The organism is Kribbella sp. VKM Ac-2566 (genome assembly GCF_004366005.1).
Lineage (GTDB): Bacteria > Actinomycetota > Actinomycetes > Propionibacteriales > Kribbellaceae > Kribbella > Kribbella pratensis.
The window spans coordinates 24,325-47,102 of sequence record NZ_SODT01000014.1 but is presented as its reverse complement, the minus strand read 5'-3'; the positions used below and the strand labels follow the sequence as shown (position 1 = coordinate 47,102).

General features: G+C 68.5%; 24 protein-coding genes. 9 read left to right on the top strand and 15 right to left on the bottom strand.

Annotation, left to right across the window (positions count from 1 at the left end):
• Positions 1-21 precede the first annotated feature (21 nt).
• On the bottom strand, positions 22-324 hold the full coding sequence (locus EV647_RS34245; protein WP_133787981.1) for a twin-arginine translocase TatA/TatE family subunit: 303 nt from the start codon (positions 322-324) through the stop codon (positions 22-24).
• 72 nt (positions 325-396) lie between these two features.
• Entirely contained in the window at positions 397-588 is a 192-nt protein-coding gene (locus tag EV647_RS34240; protein ID WP_134010519.1) for a hypothetical protein, read from the bottom strand.
• A 208-nt stretch (positions 589-796) separates the two neighbouring features.
• Here EV647_RS34240 and EV647_RS34235 point away from each other — a divergent pair, with 208 nt between their 5' ends.
• The gene (locus tag EV647_RS34235) at positions 797-1,987 is read left to right on the top strand and encodes a winged helix DNA-binding domain-containing protein (RefSeq protein ID WP_134010517.1); all 1,191 of its coding nucleotides are present in this window, start codon (positions 797-799) and stop codon (positions 1,985-1,987) included.
• A 73-nt stretch (positions 1,988-2,060) separates the two neighbouring features.
• Here EV647_RS34235 and EV647_RS34230 read toward each other — a convergent pair whose 3' ends face one another.
• Positions 2,061-3,032, bottom strand: a complete 972-nt coding sequence (locus EV647_RS34230; RefSeq protein ID WP_134010515.1) for a YafY family protein — start codon at positions 3,030-3,032, stop codon at positions 2,061-2,063.
• Positions 3,029-3,985, bottom strand: coding sequence for a YafY family protein (locus tag EV647_RS34225; protein ID WP_133787977.1), 957 nt, complete (start codon positions 3,983-3,985; stop codon positions 3,029-3,031). Before EV647_RS34225 ends, EV647_RS34230 begins: the two co-directional genes overlap by 4 nt.
• An 87-nt stretch (positions 3,986-4,072) precedes the next feature.
• On the opposite strand from EV647_RS34225, the gene EV647_RS34220 reads away from it, so the two are divergent.
• Together EV647_RS34220 and EV647_RS34215 are read left to right on the top strand one after the other, a co-directional pair.
• On the top strand, positions 4,073-5,173 hold the full coding sequence (locus tag EV647_RS34220; protein ID WP_134010513.1) for a DUF3866 family protein: 1,101 nt from the start codon (positions 4,073-4,075) through the stop codon (positions 5,171-5,173).
• A 32-nt stretch (positions 5,174-5,205) separates the two neighbouring features.
• Positions 5,206-5,703 (top strand): hypothetical protein, encoded by a 498-nt coding sequence (locus tag EV647_RS34215; RefSeq protein WP_134010511.1) that lies wholly within the window; start codon positions 5,206-5,208, stop codon positions 5,701-5,703.
• A gap of 59 nt (positions 5,704-5,762) precedes the next feature.
• On the opposite strand, the gene EV647_RS34210 is transcribed toward EV647_RS34215, so the two are convergent.
• The 3 genes from EV647_RS34210 to pafA all read right to left on the bottom strand — a co-directional run bounded on the left by EV647_RS34210 (position 5,763) and on the right by pafA (position 9,627).
• Positions 5,763-6,719 (bottom strand): FKBP-type peptidyl-prolyl cis-trans isomerase, encoded by a 957-nt coding sequence (locus EV647_RS34210; protein ID WP_133787974.1) that lies wholly within the window; start codon positions 6,717-6,719, stop codon positions 5,763-5,765.
• Between the two features lie 143 nt (positions 6,720-6,862).
• Positions 6,863-8,149 carry a GNAT family N-acetyltransferase gene (locus tag EV647_RS34205; protein WP_134010509.1) on the bottom strand — a complete coding sequence of 429 codons (1,287 nt, stop codon included), beginning with the start codon at positions 8,147-8,149 and terminating at the stop codon, positions 6,863-6,865.
• A 116-nt stretch (positions 8,150-8,265) separates the two neighbouring features.
• Entirely contained in the window at positions 8,266-9,627 is a 1,362-nt protein-coding gene (gene pafA / locus EV647_RS34200) for a Pup--protein ligase (RefSeq protein WP_134010507.1), read from the bottom strand.
• Between the two features lie 157 nt (positions 9,628-9,784).
• On the opposite strand from pafA, the gene EV647_RS34195 reads away from it, so the two are divergent.
• The 4 genes from EV647_RS34195 to EV647_RS34180 all read left to right on the top strand — a co-directional run bounded on the left by EV647_RS34195 (position 9,785) and on the right by EV647_RS34180 (position 13,810).
• Complete coding sequence (locus EV647_RS34195; protein ID WP_238177545.1) at positions 9,785-10,720, top strand: hypothetical protein; 936 nt, start codon at positions 9,785-9,787, stop codon at positions 10,718-10,720.
• A gap of 94 nt (positions 10,721-10,814) precedes the next feature.
• The gene (locus EV647_RS34190; protein WP_202876414.1) at positions 10,815-11,918 is read left to right on the top strand and encodes an alpha/beta hydrolase; all 1,104 of its coding nucleotides are present in this window, start codon (positions 10,815-10,817) and stop codon (positions 11,916-11,918) included.
• A gap of 42 nt (positions 11,919-11,960) precedes the next feature.
• The gene (locus tag EV647_RS34185; RefSeq protein WP_134010504.1) at positions 11,961-12,878 is read left to right on the top strand and encodes a hypothetical protein; all 918 of its coding nucleotides are present in this window, start codon (positions 11,961-11,963) and stop codon (positions 12,876-12,878) included.
• A 5-nt stretch (positions 12,879-12,883) separates the two neighbouring features.
• Positions 12,884-13,810, top strand: a complete 927-nt coding sequence (locus EV647_RS34180) for a hypothetical protein (RefSeq protein ID WP_134010502.1) — start codon at positions 12,884-12,886, stop codon at positions 13,808-13,810.
• A 12-nt stretch (positions 13,811-13,822) separates the two neighbouring features.
• Here EV647_RS34180 and EV647_RS34175 read toward each other — a convergent pair whose 3' ends face one another.
• The 7 genes from EV647_RS34175 to ald form a co-directional block, all read right to left on the bottom strand.
• Positions 13,823-14,557 carry a pseudouridine synthase gene (locus tag EV647_RS34175; RefSeq protein WP_134010500.1) on the bottom strand — a complete coding sequence of 245 codons (735 nt, stop codon included), beginning with the start codon at positions 14,555-14,557 and terminating at the stop codon, positions 13,823-13,825.
• Complete coding sequence (scpB, locus tag EV647_RS43760) at positions 14,547-15,671, bottom strand: SMC-Scp complex subunit ScpB (RefSeq protein WP_370344489.1); 1,125 nt, start codon at positions 15,669-15,671, stop codon at positions 14,547-14,549. Before scpB ends, EV647_RS34175 begins: the two co-directional genes overlap by 11 nt.
• Positions 15,668-16,654 (bottom strand): ScpA family protein, encoded by a 987-nt coding sequence (locus tag EV647_RS34165; protein WP_134010498.1) that lies wholly within the window; start codon positions 16,652-16,654, stop codon positions 15,668-15,670. The genes scpB and EV647_RS34165 overlap by 4 nt, the downstream gene beginning before the upstream one ends.
• Positions 16,651-17,013: a hypothetical protein gene (locus EV647_RS34160; protein ID WP_134010496.1), complete on the bottom strand. Its 363-nt coding sequence runs from the start codon at positions 17,011-17,013 to the stop codon at positions 16,651-16,653. The genes EV647_RS34165 and EV647_RS34160 overlap by 4 nt, the downstream gene beginning before the upstream one ends.
• Positions 16,998-17,909: a ParA family protein gene (locus EV647_RS34155; protein WP_133788158.1), complete on the bottom strand. Its 912-nt coding sequence runs from the start codon at positions 17,907-17,909 to the stop codon at positions 16,998-17,000. The genes EV647_RS34160 and EV647_RS34155 overlap by 16 nt, the downstream gene beginning before the upstream one ends.
• A gap of 359 nt (positions 17,910-18,268) precedes the next feature.
• Positions 18,269-19,219, bottom strand: coding sequence for a site-specific tyrosine recombinase XerD (gene xerD, locus EV647_RS34150; RefSeq protein ID WP_134011437.1), 951 nt, complete (start codon positions 19,217-19,219; stop codon positions 18,269-18,271).
• Positions 19,216-20,331, bottom strand: a complete 1,116-nt coding sequence (gene ald, locus EV647_RS34145) for an alanine dehydrogenase (RefSeq protein ID WP_134010494.1) — start codon at positions 20,329-20,331, stop codon at positions 19,216-19,218. The genes xerD and ald overlap by 4 nt, the downstream gene beginning before the upstream one ends.
• A 355-nt stretch (positions 20,332-20,686) precedes the next feature.
• Between ald and EV647_RS34140 the strand changes: the two genes are divergently transcribed.
• Both EV647_RS34140 and EV647_RS34135 read left to right on the top strand, forming a co-directional pair.
• Positions 20,687-21,511 carry an LLM class F420-dependent oxidoreductase gene (locus EV647_RS34140; protein WP_134011435.1) on the top strand — a complete coding sequence of 275 codons (825 nt, stop codon included), beginning with the start codon at positions 20,687-20,689 and terminating at the stop codon, positions 21,509-21,511.
• 130 nt (positions 21,512-21,641) lie between these two features.
• On the top strand, positions 21,642-22,337 hold the full coding sequence (locus EV647_RS34135; protein ID WP_134010491.1) for a DUF4386 family protein: 696 nt from the start codon (positions 21,642-21,644) through the stop codon (positions 22,335-22,337).
• A gap of 9 nt (positions 22,338-22,346) precedes the next feature.
• On the opposite strand, the gene EV647_RS34130 is transcribed toward EV647_RS34135, so the two are convergent.
• Positions 22,347-22,766: a cupin domain-containing protein gene (locus EV647_RS34130; RefSeq protein ID WP_134010489.1), complete on the bottom strand. Its 420-nt coding sequence runs from the start codon at positions 22,764-22,766 to the stop codon at positions 22,347-22,349.
• Positions 22,767-22,778: the final 12 nt, after the last annotated feature.

Sequence of the window (22,778 nt, the reverse complement as noted above, 5' to 3'; positions counted from 1 at the left end):
GACACAGGTGGCGCGTTCGACTCAGTTGGCCGTGTGCGTCGGCGGCAGGCCGTCGCCCGGCGCCTGGCCGTTCACCTGGTTCGGCTGCTGAGCCGGCTGGGCCTGCGTCTGCTGCACGGCCTGCTGCGCCGGAGGCTGCGAGGCGTCCTCGGTCAGCTCCGCGTCCTTCTTGCGCGGCCCGACCTCTTCCTCCCAGATCTTCTTCGACTTGCCGAGCTGCTTCACCAGCGCAGGCAGCTTGGCCGATCCGAACAGCAGCACGACGATCGCAAGGATGACGAGCCACTCGGCGCCTTGGGGCATACCGATGAGCGGTGCTGCCATGTCGATCTCCCTTTCACCATCAAACACTGCCAACATCAACTCGGGACTCGAGCCTGAGTTCGTGGCCGAATACTACGCCGGAGCGTGCATGTCCTCACGGGTCTGTCCAGACCCGGCCTCGGACTGCGCGGCCTCCAGCTTGGACTGGGCGGCGACCAACTCACGCGTCAGTGCCTTGACCTGGCCCCACAACTTCAGCGCGAGCAGGGCGAGGACCAGAAGCCACACCGCCACCACCGCGAGGAACAGCAGGAACCAGTACATACCCAGGAGCCTAGCCGGTTCCGGCCCGGCGCCCACGTCCCGCGGTGGGTCTCGGCGGACAACGGTGTCGGAACGTGATGGTAAAACCGAGTGTCCCGCAGGGTGGTACGACGGGACTCAGCAACTGGTTCACAGTGGGTTCCGAGCGGGTTCTGAGCGGGTTCTGAGCGGGTGCACGGGTGGTTCGGGGCGAGGCTAGGGGTCGTGGATGGTGCGGATCGGGGTCGAGGAGCGGCGGAGGCGGCTCGGGCGGCGGCATCGGCTCGGCGCGGGCTGCCAGGCGGCCGATCCGGTCGAGGCGGCGGCGTCGATGGTGGCGCTGCATGCGACCGATCCGGCCACTGTGCATCTGAGCGTCGCGGCTCGGGTGCCGGGGAGTGACGTCGCGAGCACGGAGCGTGCGCTGTACGAGGATCGTTCGCTGATCCGGATGCTGGGCATGCGGCGCACGGTGTTCGTCGTACCGACGCCGTTCGCGCCTGTGGTCCAGGCGGCGTGCACGGACGACATCGCCGTGAAGCAGCGGAAGTTGCTCGTCAAACATCTGGCCGAGTCGGGGATCGCGGACGGCATCGAGTCCTGCGGGCAGTGGCTGGCGGCGGTCGAGGAGTCGACGGCGACCGCCCTGGCGCTGCGGGGGTCCGCGACGGCGCAGGAGCTGTCTGCTGACGAGCCGCGGTTGCGGACGCGGCTCAACATGGCGGTCGGGAAGGCGTACGCCGCGCAGCCCTATGTGACGAGCCGGGTGTTGTTCCAACTGGCTGCTGAGGGACGGATCGTGCGGGGGCGCCCGCTGGGAACGTGGTTGAGCGGGCAGCACCAGTGGTCGCCTGCTGCGGACTGGCTGCCCGGTGGGCTCGGCGACAAGCCCGCTGCGGAGGACGCGCGCGTGACGCTCGCGCGGGCTTGGCTGGCGTCGTTCGGCCCGGGTACGGCGGCTGATCTGCAGTGGTGGGCGGGGTGGACGCTTGGCCAGACGCGGAAGGCGCTGACGGCTGTCGAGGCGGTCGAGGTGGAGCTGGACGGTCAGGTCGGGTACGTGCTTCCAGGAGATGAGGCGCCGGAGGCCCCGGTCGACCCTTGGGTGGCGTTCCTGCCCGGTCTCGACCCGACGCCCATGGGCTGGAAGGAGCGCGAGTGGTTCCTGGGCCCGCACAAGTCGAAGCTCTTCGACACCACCGGCAACATCGGCCCCAGCATCTGGTCCGACGGCCGCATCATCGGCGCCTGGGGCCAACCCGAGTCCGGCGAGGTCCGCTACCAGCTACTGGAAGACGTAGGTGCCGACACCACGGCCCTGGTCGAGTCCGAAGCCGCCCGCTGGACCACCTGGCTGGCAGGAGTCCGCGTCACCCCCCGCTTCCGCTCCCCCCTCGAAAAACAACTCAGCCAGAGCTAACCCACCGCGTCCAACACCCACGGCACCCCACCCGCCGCACCGAACCGCCCGCCGAAGGGGCGAGTGGGTGTGGTCAGTCGTCGTACGCCGAGAGGGCGTCTCGGGCTGTGGCGGCTATCTGGGTGGTGAGGTCTGGCGGGTCCAGGACTGTGGCGGCTCCGCCGAGGCGGAGGACCAGGCGCTGGAGCCAGGCGGTGTCGGCGACGCGGAGTTTGACGATGAGGGAGTTCTCGGGGCCCTCTTCGACGGACTCGTTCGGGTAGTACTCCGCGACCCAGCGGGCCGGCGGAGCGAGTCTCAGGGTCGCCAGCAGGTCGCGCTCCGACGGCTGGAACATCCCGTTGGACAGGTCTCGCGGCGTCGCCTCCGGCGGCGGCTCGCTCGGGAGGTCGAGCAGCTTGACCGCAGCGATCCGGTCCAGGCGGAACAGCCGCACGTCCTCGGCCAGGCGGCACCAGGCCTCCAGGTACGTGCGTCCCTCCGACACGACGAGCCGCATCGGGTCCACATCGCGCTCGGTCGTCTCGTCCCGCGACGGTACGTCGTACGTCAGATGCAACCGCCGCTTCGTGGCCAGCGCGCGGTTGACGATCTCGGCGATCTCCGGTGCGGCCGGCTCGACGTGAACGTGCGCGGCCGCACCCTCACTCGCCGCCGCGGCCTCGCCGGCGGCCCGCTCCAGCTTCGCGATCGCGCGGTCGACGGCGTCCCGGTCCGGACCACCGGTCACCTCGCGCAGCGTCCGCAGGGCGGTCAGCAGCGCCAGCGCCTCCGCCGCGGCCAATCGCAGCGGCCGCGCGAGGTAGTCCGCGTTGTTGATGTGGATGACCCCGTCGCCCTCGGCCGCCTCGATGTCGATCTCGATCAGATCGCCCATCTGCGCACCCGGCAGTCCGCAGAACCACAGCACCTTCAGGTCCGCGATGATCTGCTTCGGCCGTACGCCGAACTCCTTGGCGACGTCGTCGACGCGAGCACCGTCGTTCTCCCGCAGGTACGGCACCAGCGCCAGCAACCGCTGCACCTGGTCACGTGCATTGCTCATGCCCCGGCCACCGTCCGCAGCCGCCAGAGCACGCCGTCCAGTACGTCGCCTGGTCCCTCGACGACCGCGTCAGGTCCGTACGACGCGATCTCCTCGGCCAGCACCGACGAGTCGGCGTACGGGACGTGCAGCAGGTCCCAGCCCTCCTCGTACGGCTCGATGGCGTTCGCGCGGCGCCGCAGGCTCACACACGACCCGGTCCGCGCTCGCACCTTCGCCTCCGAGGTCGGCCGCGGCGGGGCCAGCTCGGTCACCAGCGACCGCAGGTCCGTCCCCTCGGGCACGGTGAACGCACCCGGCTCCCCCACTGTCTTCACGTCCCCGCCGATCCGGGACATCCGGAACATCCGGGTCGCCTCGCGATCGCGGTCCCGTCCGACGACGTACCAGCGGCCGTGCCAGGAGACGATCCCCCACGGCTCGAGTGTCCGCGTGGTCGGCTCGGATGCGCCGCTGCGCAGGTGCTGGAACCGCACCGCCTGCCGAGCCACGACAGCGGCCCACAGCGGGTCGAAGGCCGGCTCCGACGCCCCGACGTGCGGCTCGATCGCGCTCAGCGCCGACTGGTCGGTCTGGATCCCTGCCGCCTTCAGCTTCAGCACCGCCGACGTGGTCGCCTCGGACAGACCGGCGTGCTGCCAGACCCGCGCGGCCACGCCGAGGACGGCGGCCTCGTCCGGCTCCAGGTGCACTTCGGGCAGCTCGAAGACGTCCCGGCGGATCCGGTAGCCGACGTCGTCGGAGAAGAACTTGTCGATCGTGCCCATCTCGATCGGGATGCCGAGATCGCGCAACTCGTCCTTGTCGCGCTCGAACATCTTCTCGAAGGCGTCGTCGGTCTGTCCCGCGTACCCCTCGACGACCTCGCGGATCCGCTCCTTGGTCACATAGGTGCGCGCGACCAGGAGGCAGATGACCACGTTGAGCAGTCGCTCACTCTTCCGCGCCGACACCCGACCACCTTACGGCCTCGGGGCGTCCAAAACCCGCCTTTCCGCACCAGAACTTCGAACACCGGTTCGACCCAGTAGTGTCGGGCTGTGATTCGGTGGCGGGACGGTGTGGTGGCGCAGGTCGGGCGGAGCTGGGCCGGTGCGCTGGAACTGACAGTGATGGTCGGCGAGCAGCCTGTGCGCGCGCTGGCCTACCCGGACCTGGTCGGTACGCCGGTAGCCGGTGACCGCGTGCTGCTCAACGTAGGCGCGCTGGACCGTGGTCTGGGCACAGGTGGGTACGCGCTGGTGGTCGCCGTACCGGACCGGCTGCCGGAGGATCCACCGGAGCGCGGGCACCTGGTGAAGGCGCGGTACACGCCACTGCAGGCGATGGTGCTGGGTGCGGACGAGCAGGACTCCCCCGATCACGACGTACTGCGGGACGCAGACGACCTCTTCGGTACGCCGGTAGTGGTCGCGGATCTGCACTCCGCCCTCCCGGCCGTGCTGGCAGGTGTGTACGAGGCGCGGCCGACCACACGCGTGGTCTACGTGATGACGGACGGCGGTGCGCTGCCGCTGGCGTTCTCGCGGAGTGTCGCGACCCTGCGCGACGCCGGTTGGCTCAGCGGCACCGTGACGGTCGGCCAGGCGTATGGCGGTGACCGCGAGGCGGTGACTGTCCACACCGGGCTGTTGACCGCCGTACAGGTCCTCGCCGCGGAGCTGGTCGTCATCACTCAGGGCCCGGGCAACCTGGGCACAGGTACTCGCTGGGGGTTCTCCGGCGTGCAGTCGGGTGAGGCGGTCAACGCAATCGGCACACTGGGCGGCCGGGCCGTCGCCTCGCTGCGGATCTCGGAGGCGGATCCGCGTCCACGCCACCGCGGCATCTCCCACCACAGCCTCACCGCGTACGGTCGCGTGGCGCTCCAGCCGGCCGACGTCGTCGTACCGGATCTCTCCGGCGACTTCGGTGACGCCGTACGGGACGCTGCTGAGCCGTTGAAGGCACGGCACCGCGTGGTGCGTGTAGGGGTCGACGGGCTGTACGACGCACTACAGGCGGCCCCCATCAAGCTGTCGACCATGGGCCGCGCCCTGGACGAGGACCGTGCCTACTTCGAGGCCGCCGCCGCCGCAGGCCGGCACGCCGCGCGTCTGGTGGATGTACCACCACCTGGAGTGGGGTCGCAGTACTCCTGACCGGACGGGCTCCCGCGGCGACAGTTGGTGGTATGAACAGCACCAAGCACCGCGCTCTCACGATTCACGACGTCGCCCGTCCCCAACCGCCGCTGGCGGTCCGGGGCGCGACGACCCTGTGGTTCACAGCCGTCGGTGCCGGTATCGCCGAGTCCGTGCTCGGAGTTGCCGGCGCGATCGCCGACGGCTCCTCCGTCCTCGGCCTGCTCGTCCAGATCGCCTTCCGCGCGATCGTGTACGGCGGCCTGTTCGTGGTCATCGACCGCTACTTCCGCCCGGGTGTCCGCTGGTCCCGCTGGCTGCTCACCGTCCTGCTCGGCACCGTCGGCATCGCCTCGCTGGCGGTGGGGCCGGTCGGCTGGTTCTTCCGCGACGGCGACTTCGGCGCGCTCGACTGGTCGGCGTCCTTCATCGCGTTCGGCGCGATCCGCTGCGTTCACGTCACCGCGGTGATCACGGCGATCGTCCTCAGTTTCCACACCGACGCCAACCGGTGGTTCAGCGGCCGCCCGGTCCGGCGTACCCGCTGAAACGCCGAAGGACCGGCCTCCCGAGATGGGGAGCCGGTCCTTCGAGGTTCAGGCTGCGACTACTGGCCGGTCTGCTTCGGGGCCGGGAAGGCGTTGAGGACGTCGATCACGGCGAATGCGTTGACGGCCTTGCCTGCCTGGTCCTTGGAGGCGGGGAGCTCGACCAGCACGCGGCTGCCGACCGGGATTCCGGCGAACCCGTCCAGCGGGCCGGGTTGGGCGCCGCCGACCGTCGGGAGCTGGTCGGTCGGCGCGGCCGGCTGCGCGGGGCTCTGCGCGGTCGCGGGCTGAGCGTCCCAGGTGCTGGCCTGCTTCTTGCCGGTGTAGTCGTAGATGACGAACCGGCCGACCAGCTGGTCGCCCTTCTCGATCGGCTTGCCCTTGCCCTGCGCGAACACGACCGGCTTGCCCGGCTTCGCCGGCGGCTTGGTGCCGGCCGGAACCGTCACGGTCGGCGCGGCGTTCAACGGGCCGGAGACCTTGATCTTGGTCGGTGCCGACGGGGTGACCGGGTCGGCGTTCAGCTGGGTGTCGTTGCCGGCCGCGGCGACCAGGTCGACGACGAAGATCAGCGTGTCGTCGCCCTTGATCCCGGCCTTCTCGTTGCCCTCGGACTTGTAGCCCTTGTCGGACGGGATCGACATCAGCACGCGGCTGCCGATCTTCTTGCCGACCAGGCCCTCGTCCCAGCCCGAGATGACGCCGCCGACGCCGATCGGGAACGACGACGGCGCTCCGCGGTCGTAGGAGTTGTCGAAGACCTTGCCGTCGCGCCAGATCTGGCCGAGGTAGTTCGCGGTGAGCAGCTCGCCCTTCTTCACCTCGGGACCGTCGCCCTCCTTGAGGACCTCGGTCACCAGCTGCTTCTCCGGGTCGCCGTCGCGGTGGGTGATGGTCGGCTTCTGCCCGAAGTCCGAGGTCACCTTGATACCGCCGGCCCCGAATCCGTTGTCGCCACACGCGACCAGGGACGCCCCCAGCGCCGCGACTACGACGAAACTCAACAACTTGCGCACGAAACCAGCACCTCGAACCATCCCGGCGCCTAGTGCGCCGATTGCCTCCGGTCAACAACGCGGACCACCCTAGCTTGCGGACTCAACTGGGTGATCGGGCGCGTGCGTCACCGTTGCGTCACACCACGTACAGTCACAGCGACTCAGAAACCGACAGCGTTGTGCGGAGCACGGTCCGGGCGCAGCAGCGCGTCCAGACGTGACACTGCGCCGGGCGTGCGCTGTACGATGCGTCCGGCGTACGAGAGCTCGCTTGCGCGGACTCCGCCGAGGTACAGCGAGCCCAGCTCGTTCACGCTCAGGCTGAGGTCCGGTTCCGCGTTGACTGCGGTGCAGACGGCTCCGTCCGGTGCTGCGTCCAGCCTCCAACGACCGGCGCCGTACAGGTCGTCGGAGACGTCTAACACGAGTGAATCGGTCGCTGCATAGGTGCGAGCTTCGAGAGCACGCCGTACGTCGAGAACGCGCAGCCAGAGGTTGTCCCGGGTCCGGGTGAGCTTGAGCGCTCGCGGGTTGGTCAGCATCCACCGCAGCGGCTCGTCGACCGGTCGCCTCGCGGCCACGACGCGCTTCGTGAGGTCGAAGTCCAGCAGCAATCCCCACAACGCACGGTACGCATCCGACGTCAGGGCCTCGATCGCCTCGACCTGCAGTACGCCGGCCTGCTCCGGGTCCGGTGACCACGGCAACCGGAAGATCGCAGCACCGTCCACCGCCCCGGTCGCGCCGCGATGCAGGAGGTGATGCGCCGGCCCGGACCCGTCAGCGGGCAACCCACCGCCTGCGAGCCCGTCCCACTTGCCCGGCAGCGGGCTGATCTCTCCGACCCGCTCTGCGCGCACCTGCTCGTGCAGTACCGGCCACGCCTTCGCGGCCTCCGCTCCGTCCACCAGGTCGAGTGAACCCGGGTCCGCGAACTCTGAGCGGAAGGCGACATCGGTACGGCGTACCTCCCATCGGTGCTGGAACGTCGCGGGCGAGAACCCGTAGCGCCCGTAGATGGTCGCCTCGCTCGCGCTCAGCCCGGCCAGGAACTCACCGCGCTCGCGGCAGTCGTCCAGCATCGCCGACATGATCTTCCGCAGCAGTCCACGCCGCCGGTACGTCGGCAGCACCGCGGTTGATGTGACGCCGCCAAGGGCTACCTGTTGTCCGCCGGGGACGGTGACCTGCACCGAGACGATCGCCGACGCACCTGCGATCTTGCCGTCGACGAACGCCGCCTGTGGCCGGAACCAGTCCGTCAGGAGATCCTGGGCGTCCCGCTCCAGCTCGTCCGCCGTCTTCGGGACCTGTGGTGGCCAGGCTGCGCTACCGGCGTACCAGGCAGACGGCTCAGGCTCCTCCTGCGGGAAGCCGTTCACATACGGCAGCACCCGCAGGTACTCCTTGGTCTCGGCCTGGGTCACAGGCCTGATGTCAATCGCCATGCGCCCTTTCTAAGCAGCGCACAGCGACCAAGCATGCTATTTAGCCAGGACCTACATGCTGGCGATGAGCTTCTCGACGCGCTCGTCGTGGGCGCCCACCCCAGCTTTTCTTTCTTCTACATGCTGGCGATGAGCTTCTCGACGCGTTCGTCGTGGGACTTGAAGGGGTCTTTGCACAACACCGTCCGTTGCGCCTGGTCGTTGAGCTTCAGGTGCACCCAGTCGACGGTGAAGTCCCGCCGCCGCTCCTGGGCGCGCTTGATGAACTCGCCGCGCAGCCGTGCCCGGGTGGTCTGCGGCGGCACCGACTTGGCCTCGAAGACCCGCAGGTCGTCGACGACCCGGGCGACCGCTCCCCGGCGCTCGAGCAGGTAGTACAACCCGCGCGGTCGGTGGATGTCGTGGTACGCCAGGTCGAGCTGCGCCACCCGCGGGCTGGCCAGACCGAGGTTGTTCTGCGACCGGTACCGCTCGATCAGCCGGTACTTGATCACCCAGTCGATCTCGCGCTCGATCCCGGACAGGTCGCCGGACTCGATCGCCTTCAGCGTCCGCTCCCACAACGACAGGGCCCGCTCGACAGCCGGCGTCCCCAGCTCCCGGCGGTCGACGAAGTCGCGCGCCTTGGTCAGGTACTCCGTCTGGATGTCGAGGGCGCTCGCCTCGCGGCCGTTCGCCAGCCGCACCTCGCGGCGGCCGGACATGTCGTGGCTGATCTCGCGGATCGCCCGGATCGGGTTGTCCAGGGTCAGGTCACGCATCACGATGCCGGCCTCGATCATCCGCAGCACCAGGTCGGTGCTGGCCACCTTGAGCAGCATCGTGGTCTCGGACATGTTCGAGTCGCCGACGATCACGTGCAACCGGCGGAACCGCTCGGCGTCCGCGTGCGGCTCGTCGCGGGTGTTGATGATCGGCCGGGACCGGGTGGTCGCGCTGGAGACCCCTTCCCAGATGTGCTCCGCGCGCTGCGACACGGAATACACCGCGCCGCGCGGCGTCTGCAGCACCTTGCCGGCGCCGCAGATCAGCTGCCGGGTGACCAGGAACGGGATCAGCACGTCGGCCAGCTTGGCGAAGTCGCCGTGCCTGCTGACCAGGTAGTTCTCGTGGCAGCCGTAGCTGTTGCCGGCCGAGTCGGTGTTGTTCTTGAACAGGTAGACGTCGCCGAAGATGCCTTCGTCGTGCAGCCGCTTCTGCGCGTCCACCAGCAGGCCTTCGAGGATCCGCTCGCCGGCCTTGTCGTGCGCGATCAGGTCGGTGACCGAATCGCACTCCCCGGTCGCGTACTCCGGGTGGGAGCCCACGTCGAGGTAGAGCCGCGCCCCGTTGCGGAGGAAGACGTTGCTGCTCCGTCCCCAGGACACGACCCGCCGAAACAGGTACCGCGCCACCTCGTCCGGGGTCAGTCGCCGCTGCCCGCGGAACGTACAGGTGACGCCGTACTCGTTCTCCAGACCGAAGATTCGCCGGTTCACATCACCCACACTACGGCGCACTTCCGACAACCGGGTGATGTCTCAGGCGCGCCGTCGTACGGCGTTATCCCTTTGATGCCCGCAACAATGGGGCGTCCGCCCGCATCGATCACTCGGAGGCACCATCTCCGACCAGACTGAGAAGGGCGAAAACGATATGAAGAAGAACAGGCGCGCGCTCGGTGCGATCGCCACCGGGGCGCTCGCTGCGGGCACCCTGATGACCGTGGGAGGCACCGCACCGGCCACGGCCGCACCAGCCGGCACGGCCGCTGCCTGCTCGCTGCGACTGGGCTCGGTTACCCCAGGTGGCGACCACACTCTGCAGACCATCACCGCAGCCCCTTCCGCCAGTGTCCGGCGGCTGGGCCCGATGAACCTTTACCCGGACGGGCAGGCGCATCTGCCCACCTCGGTGCGCACCGAACTGGTGGTACCGGCCGGCGAGCAGCGCACCGGCCTGGTAGCTCTCGGGGCGCGTATGTACGGCACCAGCTACATCACCGACGGCACCGGAACCTCCGTCGTACCGGGCACCGTCAAGCAGACCCTGGTCGGTGGAGGCTGGGACGAGCTGCACAAGTACGTCGAGCTCAGCCGGTACTCCGTGGCCGGCTTCAGCCGGTCCAACGTCTACTCGCTGATCAATCAGTTCACCGACGGCCTGATTGCTCGCTGGACGGTCACTCCGAGCGGCTGGAAGTACTACACCACCTTCGGCGGCTTCGGCTCGGTCAAGACGATGACGCTGATCGGTCAAGGCCGTGCGTACGACACGTTCCTGGCGACGACGAACGGTGGCGCGCTCTACACGGTCCAGGTGCCCACGGGCTCCGGGAAGCCGGTGGTGACGAAGATCCGCACCTCGACCTGGCAGAGCTTCGAGACACTCATCGCCGAGAAGTGCGGCAACTACGGCACCCTGCTGCTCGGCATCGACAGGGACACCGGTGCGGGTTACCTGTACGCCGTCAGCCACGCCAACGGGGCCGCTACGGTCATCAAGGGTCTCGGCAAGGTCCCGACCACCTTCCCGGCCGCAGACTCGTACTTCCGCTACTACACGGCCGGCACCCAGCTGACCGGCGCCTGATCATCACTGGCATCTCCACCCGGGGCTGGAAGTCCGGGTGGAGATGCCGATGGCTCAGCCGACCTGCGGTTTCTATCGTGCCAACGTCGTCGGCATGAGACGACGAACCTTCCTCACCGCCACCGCCGCCTCCGCTCTGACAGGTGCACTCCCACTCTCAGCGTCCGCGGCCACCGACCTGACACTCCGTCTGCCCGCTCCCACCGGCAATTGGCACGTCGGTACGACGACCCGTGCCCTGGTCGACCCGGACCGCTCCGACCCGTGGAACGGCTCACCCACCCGTGAGCTCGCTCTGACGGTCTTCTATCCCGCCACCGTCGTGCGCGGGTACCAACGGGCACCACAGCTCGCACCGGCCGCTGCAGAGGTCTTCAAGGGTCTGGACGCCGGCGTGCTGCATCCAGAGCTGCCGACCAGTGGAGTGAACTGGGCCGCCATCCTGACCCACTCGTACGTCGACATACCGGCACTGCCCGGACGGCGGCCCACGCTGCTCTACAGCCCAGGTGGTGCAGACCCACGGACCATCGGCACCTCCGTGGCGGAAGAGCTCGCCAGCCACGGGTACGTCGTACTCACAGTGGACCACCCGGGTGAGGCGAGTGAGGTTGTGTTCCCGGACGGGCGGCTACGGGTCATCGAGATCGGTCCGGACGTGCAGACGGACCCAGTGCAGTCGCGGCTGATGATGGACACGCGTTTCGCCGACATGCGGTTCGTGCTGAACCACCTGTCGGATCTGCATGAGTCGATCGACCTGCGGCGTGTTGGTGTCTACGGGCACTCAGCTGGAGGTGCAACGGCCGCAGTGTCGCTGGAGCACCCGCGGGTCCGTGCCGCCGCCAACCTGGAGGGCTACCTGGACACGCTGGACGGTGAGCTCTACCCAATCGCTCGGCACGGCACGCGCAAGCCGCTCCTGCTCGCTGGGACAGACGGGTTCCGGGACGAGCGTTTCGACCGCACCTGGTCAGCTGTGCTCTCACACGGCGGTCCGGTACGGCGGGTGCAGCTGTCCGACGCGAACCACTGGATCTGGACGGACTACGCCGCGTTCGCGCCGCAACTGCAGTCCGCCGGCCTGATGACGGCTGCCGCGCGAGCCAAGCTGGTCGGTACGTCGCGCTGCGGCGTACCCGCCGTACGGCGATTGGTCCGGGAGTTCTTCGACCGGTCCCTAACCTTTTCGGGATAGTCGGCATCGAGGTGGATGACACGACTCCTCGAAGGGGGCTGCATGATCAGAAGGCGGATCGCCGCGGGTGCGCTGGGCGCGGCGATGACGGCGGCAGCGCTGGTGCCGGTACCGGTACAGGCTGCGGCGGGGCAGGCGAGCGCGGCCTGTTCGATGACGCTGGGCACGGTGACCGTGCAGGGCGACCACAAGTTCCAGCGGATCACCGCGACCGCGCCCGTGACGGCGTCACCGCCCAGCATCGGGCCGAAGGCGTTGTTCCCGGTCGACTCGGTTCGGCTCGCGACGTCCGTCGGCTGGGAGCCGGATCCGCCGGCCGCCATGCTGGACCGGGGGTACGTGGTGATGGGGACGGACCTCTACCGGTTCAGCTACGCCACCGCCAACGGTCAGCTCGACCCTGACTCGGTCCAGAAGACCAGGGTGGGCGGTGGCTGGATCCACCAGACGTACCTGGAGCAGTCGACCTATTACGGTCCTACGACGCGTAGGAATGCATATGCGTTGCAGGGCGACGTCGTCACGCGCTGGACCGTGGAGGGGTCCGTCTGGCGCAACAAAGCGACGTACAGCGGGTTCTCGGCGGTGAAGACGATGACACTGATCAGTCAGACCCGCGGCTACGACACGTTCCTCGCCAACACCCGTGGCGGAGCGCTGTACACGATCCGCATCCCAGTGAGCGGCGCACCGGTTGTGAAGAAGGTGCGTGCGTCGACGTGGCAGGGGTTCGAGACGCTCATCGCCGAGAAGTGCGGCAACCAGAGCACGCTGCTGCTTGCCATCGACAAGGACACGCGGCGCGGCTACCTGTACGCCGTCGGCCACGCCAACGGCACCGCCACCGTCATCAAGGGTCTGGGACAGGTGGGCGACCAGCTCGCCGCACCTGAGGACAAGACGTACTTCCGCCACTACCCCGGCAGTGCAGAATCCAACGTCCTACTGTACGGAGAGTGAGCGAGATGATCAGGAAGCGTGCTGCAGGGTTCCTGGGGCTGGCGATGGCTGCCGGGGCACTGGTTCAGGCAGCGCCCGCCACAGCAAGTACTACTGACGCGGCAGCTGTGCCGTTCTGTCAGCTGGTGCTGGGCTCGACCACCAGCGGAGGGGACCTCATCGTGCGGGGTCTGTACGGAGTGAGTCCGCCGGGCGCCAGCCCGAGCACGTGGGGCGGCAAGGACCTGCTGCCGGACAACCAGCTCCGGGTCGCCAGTGGGATCGGCACACAGACGAACGCCGAGCAGACGGGTGAGGGCCGGCGGCAGTACGTCGTCCTCGGGTCCACCCTGAACCTGCTGACCTACACGGCGAACGGGTTCCCCAGCGAGGTCGATCCGTCCACCGTGAAGCGAACCCCGATCGGCGGCGGCTGGGGCGATGTCCGCTACCTCGAGAGCTCCCGGTTCAACCGCGACAGCACACTGGTCCGCCAGAACATGTACGCCGTCCTGGGCGACAACATCGTGCGCTGGAACGTCGTCGACGGTACGTCGTTCAGCCGGAAGACGTCGTACGCCGGGTTCAGCGCGGTCAAGACGATGACGCTGATCAGCCAGACCGCGGCGTACGACACGTTCCTCGCCAGCACGCGCGCGGGGGCGCTCTACACGATCCGGATCCCGCTGACCGGCAAGCCGGTGGTGAAGGTCGTGCGGCGATCCACCTGGCAAGGGTTCGAGGCGCTGGTCGCGAACAGCTGCGGCGAGAAGACGATCGTGGTGGGCGTCGACAAGGAGACCGGGGCGCCGTACCTGTACGAGTTCGGGCACGCCAACGGGACGGCGACCGTGATCAAGGCGTTCGGCAAGGTGCCGCGCACGTTCAGCGAAGTGGCGTACTCCCGGCTCTTCCAGGACAACCAGGCCTACGAGCAACTGTTCGGCGAGTAGACCCGGCCCCGGTCAGAGGTCTACGAGGTCGAGGAGTTGGCCTAGCTCGGGTGGGTCGAGTTCGCGGAGCTCTCCGGTGTGGAGGTTGCCGCGGCGGACCGGACCGATCGCGGTACGGGTCAGCCGCTTCACCGGGTGACCGACCGCGTCGAACATCCGGCGGACGATCCGGTTGCGGCCCTCGTGGAGTGACATCTCCACGAGGGTGCGGCCGGGCACCGTCGAGACGATCTTCACCGTGTCCGCGCGGGCCGGGCCGTCCTCGAGCTCGACACCGTCCAGGATCGCGCGCAGTACTACGGGCTTGACGTTGCCCTCGATCTCGGCGACGTACGTCTTGGAGACCTCGTACGACGGGTGCGCGAGGCGATGTGCGAACTCGCCGTGGTTCGTGAGCAGCAGCAGACCCTCGGTGTCGGTGTCGAGCCGACCAATATGGAACAACCGCTCGGGCCGGTCCTCCACGAAGTCGGCGATACACGGGCGCCCCTGCGGGTCGGACATCGTGGTCACGACGCCGCGGGGCTTGTTGAGGACGAGGTACACGTTCGCGCTCACCGGCGGAATCCGCGCACCGTCGACCCGGATCACCGCCGTCTCAGGATCCACCCGGACCCCGAACTCCGTCACCACCCGCCCGTCGACCTCGACCCGCCCCTCCTCGATCAAGATCTCCGAGTTCCGCCGCGAGGCGACCCCCGCCCGAGCCAGAACCTTCTGCAACCGAACCCCGCCGTCATCCCCCATCCCGCACCCCCGCCTCCACACCCAGATCCCCAGCGTCCGCGTCTACACCCTCTTCAGCGTCCACGTCGTCGGACTCCACGTCCACGCCGTCCGCAGCTGCCTCGCCAGAGCCGCTGTCCGTCGCACCCGCAGGAGGCTCCTCGCTCACCTCAACCGCACCAACCTCCGCGCCCTCCGCGACGGCGTCCTCGGCCAAGGTGCTGTCCGCGGAAGGTGCTGTGGCGTCGTCCGACCCCTCAGCCTCACCGGCCTCGTCTGCTGATGGCTGCGGGTCGGGGGTGGGGGCGGGTGGGAGGGTCTGGGCGGCCAGTTCGTCCTCGATGTCGTCCATGTCGGGGAGGTACGGGGCCAGTTCGGGGAGGTCGTCGAGGGACTGCATGCCCATGCGTTCCAGGAAGTACGTCGTCGTGCGGTACAGGGTCGCCTGCGACTCGGTGTCCGAGCCGGCCTCCTCCACCAGACCGCGGGCGACGAGCGTACGCATCACGCCGTCCACGTTCACCCCACGAATCGCGGAGACACGCGCCCGGCTGACCGGTTGCTTGTAGGCGACCACAGCGAGGGTTTCGAGCGCGGCCTGCGTGAGGCGCGCCTGCTGACCGTCGAGGACGAAGCGTTCGACGTACGGCGCGGCTTCGGCGCGGGTGTAGTACCGCCAGCCGCCGCCCACCTCACGCAGGTCGAATCCACGCCCCTGCTCGGTGTACTCCGCCGCCAGCTCCTCGAGCGCTGCAGCCACATCACCCGTCGGCCGGCCGACCGCACGAGCCAACGTCAGCACCGGCAACGGCTCGTCCGTCACCATCAGGATCGCCTCGAGCGCCCGCCGCATCGTCTCGTCGTCGACAACAACCTCGTCCCCCACGGGCACCGCCGTCTGCCCCGGCGGCAGATGCTCCTCGTCCTCCCCACCCGCCTCGTCGGGTTGGGGAGAGTTACCTGCCGATTCGGGGGCAAAACCCTCCCCAACCACCTCGTCCGACACTCCCGACTGCTCCACGGCATCGGAGGTGGTGGACGCGTCGGGGGTGATCGTCGGGTCGGGGGTGGTGGACGGCTGCGCCTCGGTGGACGTTGTGTCCTCTGGAGTGGAGGGCTCGTGGGAGTTGGTCACTGGTTTGCCGTCTCGGATTCGTCTGGGGCGGGTTCGTGGATGTCGGACTCATCGGTGAGAATCTCACCGGGTTCGAGGAAGTGCGTATCGTCCTCGACGACCGGCGCCTCGCCGGTCTCGTCGGCGGGCTTCGGTTCCTCGTCGAACTCGTCGCTGACGGCGATCTCACCTTCGTCGGTCCCGGTCCACCGAATGGTCAGCTCGCCCAACGGCGTGACCTGGTCGAACGTCACGGCCGCCTCGCGGAACAGCTCCAGCAACGCCAGGAACCGGCACACCGTAGTGACAGTGTCCGGCGAGTCAGCCACCAGCGACCGGAACGTAGCGCTCCGCTGCCGCCGCAACCGGTCGACGATCACCTCCGCCTGCTCCCGCACAGTGACAGCCGGCGCGTGCAGGTGCGCAAGCGAAACCCCAGGAGGTACGTCGTCCTTGGGCGCCATCGCCTTGGCTGCCAGCGCTGCCAACCCGGCCGGGTCAATCCCCAGCAACACCTCAGGCAGCAGCTCCGCGAACCGCGGCTCCACCCCCACAGCCCGCGGGAACCGGCGCGACTCGACCGCCATCCGCTCCTGCACCAGTGCGGCGATCTGCTTGAACGCCCGGTACTGCAACAACCGCGCGAACAACAGATCCCGAGCCTCGAGCAGCGCGAGGTCCTCGTCGTCCTCGACCTCGCCCTTCGGCAGCAACCGCGCCGCCTTCAGATCCAGAAGCGTCGCCGCGATCAGCAGGAACTCCGACGTCTGGTCGAGGTCCCACTCCGACCCCAGCGCCTTGATGTGCGCGATGAAGTCGTCCGTGATCACCGATAGCGCGATCTCGGTGATGTCCAGCTTGTGCTTCGAGATCAGCTGCAGGAGCAGGTCGAACGGCCCCTCGAAGTTCACCAGGTGAACACTGAACCCCTTGCCCTCGGCAACAGCCGGGGCAGCGTCGGTGCCCAGGTCCAACGGCAACGAGTCCGAGGAGGACACGGTCACTCCGACGCCTTCAGCCGCCGTACCAGCACCGAGTCCGGCCCGTGGTCGACGAAGTCGGCGAGCAGGACGTCGATCGCCTCGCGGACGATCCGGCCCCGGTCGGCCGTCAGGCCGTGCTCCGCGCGCAGCGCGAGTCTGGTCTGTTCCAGGCCGAGCAGCTCCTCCTCCGTCACGTACACGGTGATCTTCGTGTCGTGACGGATCCGACCACTCGACTTCCGGTCGTCGACGACCGCGGTCCGGGACCGCACAGTCGAGGACGGTCCGTCGGTGGTGGTGCGCTTCTCGGGTCTGGTCTGTTTCGGTGCCGCACCCCCGAAGAGTTCACTGGCACCTGGCAGGCTCACCCGGCGGGACAACGCGCCAGCACCTCCTTGGCAAGGTCGCGGTACTGCGTGGCCGCTTGGGACGATGGCGCGTACGTCGTGATCGGTTCGCCGACGACCGTGGTCTCGGGGAACTTGACGGTACGCCGGATGACGGTGTGGAAGACGCGCTCGTCGAAGGCCTGGACCACCCGGTCGAGGACCTCCCGGGCGTGCGTCGTGCGCCCGTCGAACATGGTGCCGAGGATCCCGACGATCTCCAGCTTGGGGTTCAGCCGGTCCTGCACCTTGGCGATCGTGTCGGTGAGCATCGCCAGGCCGCGGAGCGCGAAGAACTCGCACTCGAGCGGTACGACGATGCCGTTCGACGCGGTCAGCGCGTTCACGGTGAGGAGGCCGAGCGACGGCGCGCAGTCGATCAGGATCACGTCGTACAACGGGATGATCGGGTCCAGCACCCGCTGCAGCGTGTACTCGCGGGCGACCTCCTGGACCAGCTGGACCTCGGCCGCCGACAGGTCGATGTTGGCCGGCAGCAGGTCGAGGTTCTCCACCCGGGTCGGCTGGATGACCTCGTCCGGGGTGATGTCGCGCTGCATCAGCAGGTTGTAGACCGACAGCTCGAGGTCGTGCGGCTGGACGCCGAGACCGATCGAGGCGGACCCCTGCGGGTCGAAGTCGATCAGCAGCACCTTGCGACCGGTCTCGGCGATCGCCGCGCCGAGGTTGATCGTGGTGGTGGTCTTGCCCACGCCGCCCTTCTGGTTGCACATCGCGATCACCTGCGCCGGGCCGGTCTTGGTCGGGGGCTGTGGCGTCGGCAGGTCCGGCAGCGGCCGGCCGGTCGGCCCGATCCTGTGCCTCGGGCCGTTCGCGTCGTTCACGGGTGCAAGGTCCTCCGCGGTGAGCTTGGCCGTCGGCTTCGGCATCTCCGCATAGTTGTCGGGCAGGGCGCGCGCCGGCGCGGGGGCCGGACGGGGCGGTTCGCTGGGTGGCGTGCTGATCGGCTGGACCGGCTCCGGGGCGGAAACGTGTCCCGGAAGGTGGCCCATCACGTGTTCGGTGCCCGGGAATGTCGACTCGTTCATGACTCGTCAAACCTTTCAACCGATACGGGCGATCCCAGCGACTGTAAGCGTGCATTCAAGCACTCTCAACCAGCCACTCCGCACCGGGGTGGGGCTGTTTGTCGACAAAGCTCCGAACTCGGCCGATCACCCTCCCCGGATCACCGACCGTGACGAGATGATCGCACACCGTCCACGGACTCAGCGCACCGGGGTGGCCCTCAGGAGGACAGCGCCCGCGGGTGTGAGGTGGCGTAGACCTCGCGGAGCTTGTCGACCGTCACCAGCGTGTAGACCTGCGTCGTCGTCACCGACGCATGTCCCAGCAACTCCTGGACCACACGTACGTCGGCGCCGCCGTCGAGCAGATGTGTCGCGTACGAGTGCCGCAGTGTGTGCGGGGAGATTTCCTTCGAGATCCCGGCCCGCTGGGCAGCACGACGCAGTACCGTCCAAGCGCTCTGCCGGGACAGACGCCCGCCGCGGGCGTTCAGGAACAGCGCAGGGGTGCCGCGACCGCGTGACACCAGCTCAGGGCGCCCACGGACCAGGTACGCCGACAGCGCTTCACGGGCGTAGGTGCCGACAGGTACTACCCGCTCCTTGCTGCCCTTACCGCGCAGCAGTACCGCACCGGCGTCCAGATCGATGTCGTCGACGTCCAGCCCAACGCCCTCCGAGATACGGGCGCCAGTGCCGTACAAGAACTCCAGCAACGCCGCATCCCGTGTTGCCAGTACAGCGGGCTCGGCCTCGGCCCCAGCGGCCGCCGAGAGGATCCTGGTCACCTCGTCGACAGACAGGGCCTTGGGCAGCCGCTGCGGCGGCGCAGGTGGCTTCACCGCCGCCGCAGGGTCCACTGCGGTCAGTCCCTCGCGCACACAGAACTTGTGGAAGCCACGGACCGCCACCACGGTCCGCCCCGCACTGGACGCGGTCAGTGGCGGGTGGTCGGCGTCGCCCTCGCGCAATCGCATCAAGAAGTCGCTGACCACAGCCTCCGTGATCCGGCCGAGGTCGTCGATCTCCGTGGCCGCGAGGTAGCCGACGTACCGGCGTAGGTCACGCCGGTACGACGCCAACGTGTTGGCGGCCAGGCCGCGCTCGACGGTGAGGTGGTCGAGGTACGCGCTGACCGCCCGTGCGATGTTGCCCCGAGAGATGTTGCTCAGACCAGCACCTCGTCGAGCTTCAGCTGCGACAGGTCGTGTGCCTCCGCGACCGGACCGTAGGTGACGTGCCCGTCGAACGTGTTCAGGCCGAGCGCCAGGCTGTGGTCCTGCTTCAGCGCCTCCCGCCACCCGAGGTTCGCCAACTCGATCGCGTACGGCAGCGTCACGTTGGTGAGCGCGTACGTCGACGTGTTCGGCACCGCACCGGGCATGTTCGCGACGCAGTAGAACAGCGAGTTGTGGACCTTGTAGACCGGGTCGGCGTGCGTGGTCGGACGCGAGTCCTCGAAGCAGCCGCCCTGGTCGATCGCGATGTCGACGAGCACGCTGCCCGGCTTCATCCGGCTGACCATGTCGTTGGTGACCAGCTTCGGCGCCTTGGCACCGACGACCAGCACCGCGCCGATGACCAGGTCGGCTTCCAGAACAGCCTTCTCGATCTCGAACGCGTTCGACGCGATCGTCAGCAGATGGCCCTGGTAGATCTGGTCGGCCAGCCGCAGCCGCGCGATGTTGCGGTCGAACAGCTGCACCTGTGCCTGCATACCGAGGGCGATTGCGGCAGCGTTCATCCCGGAGACACCGGCACCGAGGATGACCACACGGGCCGGGTGTACGCCGGACACGCCGCCGAGCAGCACGCCACGGCCGCCGCCCTGCGCCATCAGGTGGTACGCCCCGGACTGCGGCGCCAGCCGGCCCGCCACCTCGCTCATCGGCGCCAGCAGCGGCAGAGTGCCGTCCGGCAGTTGCACTGTCTCGTAGGCGATTCCGGTGACACCCGACTTCAGCAGCGCCTCGGTGCAGTCCTGGCTCGCGGCAAGGTGCAGGTAGGTGAACAGCACCTGGTCCTTGCGCATCCGGTGGTACTCCTCCGCCACCGGCTCCTTCACCTTGAGCACCAGCTCCGCGTCGGCCCAGACATCGTCCGCTTCTGGCACGATCCGCGCCCCGGCGGCGATGAACTCGTCGTCCGGGATCAGCGAACCGTTGCCCGCCCCCTGCTCGATCAGAACCTCGTGCCCGCTCCGCACGAACTCGTGCACACCGGACGGGGTGATCGCCACCCGGTACTCGTGGTTCTTGACTTCTTTCGGTACTCCGACCTTCACAACTCGCCCTTCTTTCACGCTCCAGGTGTGCGGCTCACGTCGTTGTGTCCGCGGCCCGGCGGTTGAGGGGTATGCCGCTAGGTCGCTGCCGAGTGTAAGCCCGCGGGGTTCATACCAGCCGATCGGATGGTCTGATCGTCACGCGACACTCTGCGAGTGCCCCGGCATTAATCCAATGGAAGCATTCCGGCAAAAATGAACCGGTCGTTTCATGCACTTCTCAACTACTTGGCCGGCTGACGTGGCAACGATCATTGACGGGCATTCGTAGCCGTCGGGGATGCTGTGGAATGGCGCCCGCCCGCCCCGGGTTGCACGCCGAGGGACGTCCGACGAGAAGGAGTACGCAGTGGCGATGGAACTGGGACGGTACGGGATCTGGCACGGCGGCCAGCATTACGGCCCGGAGCTCGCGGCCGGACTGGAGCAGGCGGGGTACGGCACGCTGTGGCTGGGCAGCTCGCCCGAGGCCGATCTGCGCGACGCCGAGGTGTTGCTGGCCGCAACGAGTTCCGTTGCCGTCGGCACCAGCATCGTCAACATGTGGAAATCGCCGGCGGCCGACGTCGCGGCGTCGTACCACCGGTTGGAGGAGGAGCACCCGGGGCGCTTCCTGCTCGGCGTCGGGATCGGCCACCGGGAGGCGACCGGCGAGTACAAGTCGCCGTACCGGACGATCGTCGGTTACCTCGACGAACTGGACGACGCGAAGGTGCCGGCCGACCGGCGGGCGCTGGCCGCGCTCGGGCCGAAGGTGCTGCAACTGTCCGGTGCGCGGGCGGCGGGAGCGCTCCCCTACCTGACCACCGCGGAGCACACCCGGGAAGCGCGCCGGATCCTCGGCGGCGGGGCGCTGCTCGCACCGGAGCAGATGGTCGTGCTCGAAACCGATCCGGAGATCGCGCGCGCGACGGCCCGCGACCGCTTGGCGCCGTACCTGCAGCTGAGCAACTACACGACGAACTTCGAGCGGCTCGGTTTCACCGACGACGACTTCGCCGACGGCGGCAGCGACCGGCTCGTCGACGCGATGGTGCTGCACGGCTCCGCGGTCGAGATCGCGGCCGGCCTGAAGGCCCATCTGGACGCCGGCGCGGACCACGTCGCGATCCAGCAACTGGGCCATGAAGGCATCGATCTGCTGCCCGGATACGAGGCGTTGGCAACCGTTCTCCAGTAGCGGTGTGCGCTGCCGTCCGACGACGCGCCTGTTCGCCGGACGGCACCCCTCTTGACGGCCGCTCGGAGCGGAGGAATATCAGCAGTAGACGCACCATATTTCGTGGTGTGCACACTGGAGGTGTTTCCCCATGACTGAGCGACACGAGTTGCGTTGGGGCGGCTTCGCCGGGTTGGCCTTCGTCGTCCTGGCACTCCTGGGCAGGTTCCTGCCCGGCAATCCACCGACCGTCGACGACTCCCAGACCACGATCACGGCGTGGCTGAGCGACAACCGCGGCATGATCCTGGCCAGCGCGCTGATGTGGGCCGCAGCGGGCGGGTTGGTGATCTGGTTCGCGTCCGCGTTCGCCGAGGCGATGCGTGAGCGCGACGAGCGCAGTGACGTGCACCTGGCACTGCTCGCCGGTTCGGTGCTGGTGGGTGGTGCGATCTTCGTGAACGCCGCGCTCACCGGTGCGACCGCTTTCGGTATCGACGGCCGCGACGCCGGAGTGACGATGGCGATGTACGAGACCACCTCGGTGATGACCACGATGATCGGCTTCGCCGCGGCGCTGCCGTTGGCCGCGGCCGGCCTGGGTGTGATGCGGACGCACCTGATGCCGAACTGGCTCGGGTATCTGGCGCTGCTGGCAGCCGTGGTGTCGTTCGCCGGTTCGTTCGGTGTGTTCGCCTCCGACGGCGCGTTCGTTGCCGGCGGCTTCCTGATGACCGGTATCCCGTTGCTGCTCTCCGCTGTGTGGATCGCCTGCGCCGGCGGCTACATGGTCCGCGAACACCTCCCGGAGGTCACAGCAGGCGAGGGCATCGTCCCGCAGATGTAGAGCCAGGGTCTAACGCATCGTGAAGTCGGCGAAGTCGAAGCCCGGTGACACGATGCACGACACCAGCACCGCCTCGTCACCCACGGGCCGGGCCGCCTGCCACGCGCCCGCAGGTATCACCACCTGCGGGCGCTGCCCGGCACGCACGTCCGGACCGAGGATGACCGTCTGATCGTCGTACTCCAACGTCAACGGCCCGCCCGAGTGCCACAGCCAGAGCTCCGTCGACCGCACCCGGTGCGATCGCGACTCCTCCCCCGGTGCGAGTAGGAGGTAGATGGCGGTCGCGCTGGCACGAGTTCCGTCATACCCCGCTGGCTCGAACTCGACCGGCGAGCGCCACGTCTGCCGGTACCACCCGCCCTCCGGGTGCGGTTCGAGATCCAGCAGCGTGGCGAGTTCCGCCGCAACAATCCGACTCTGTTCCATGCCCCGATTCTC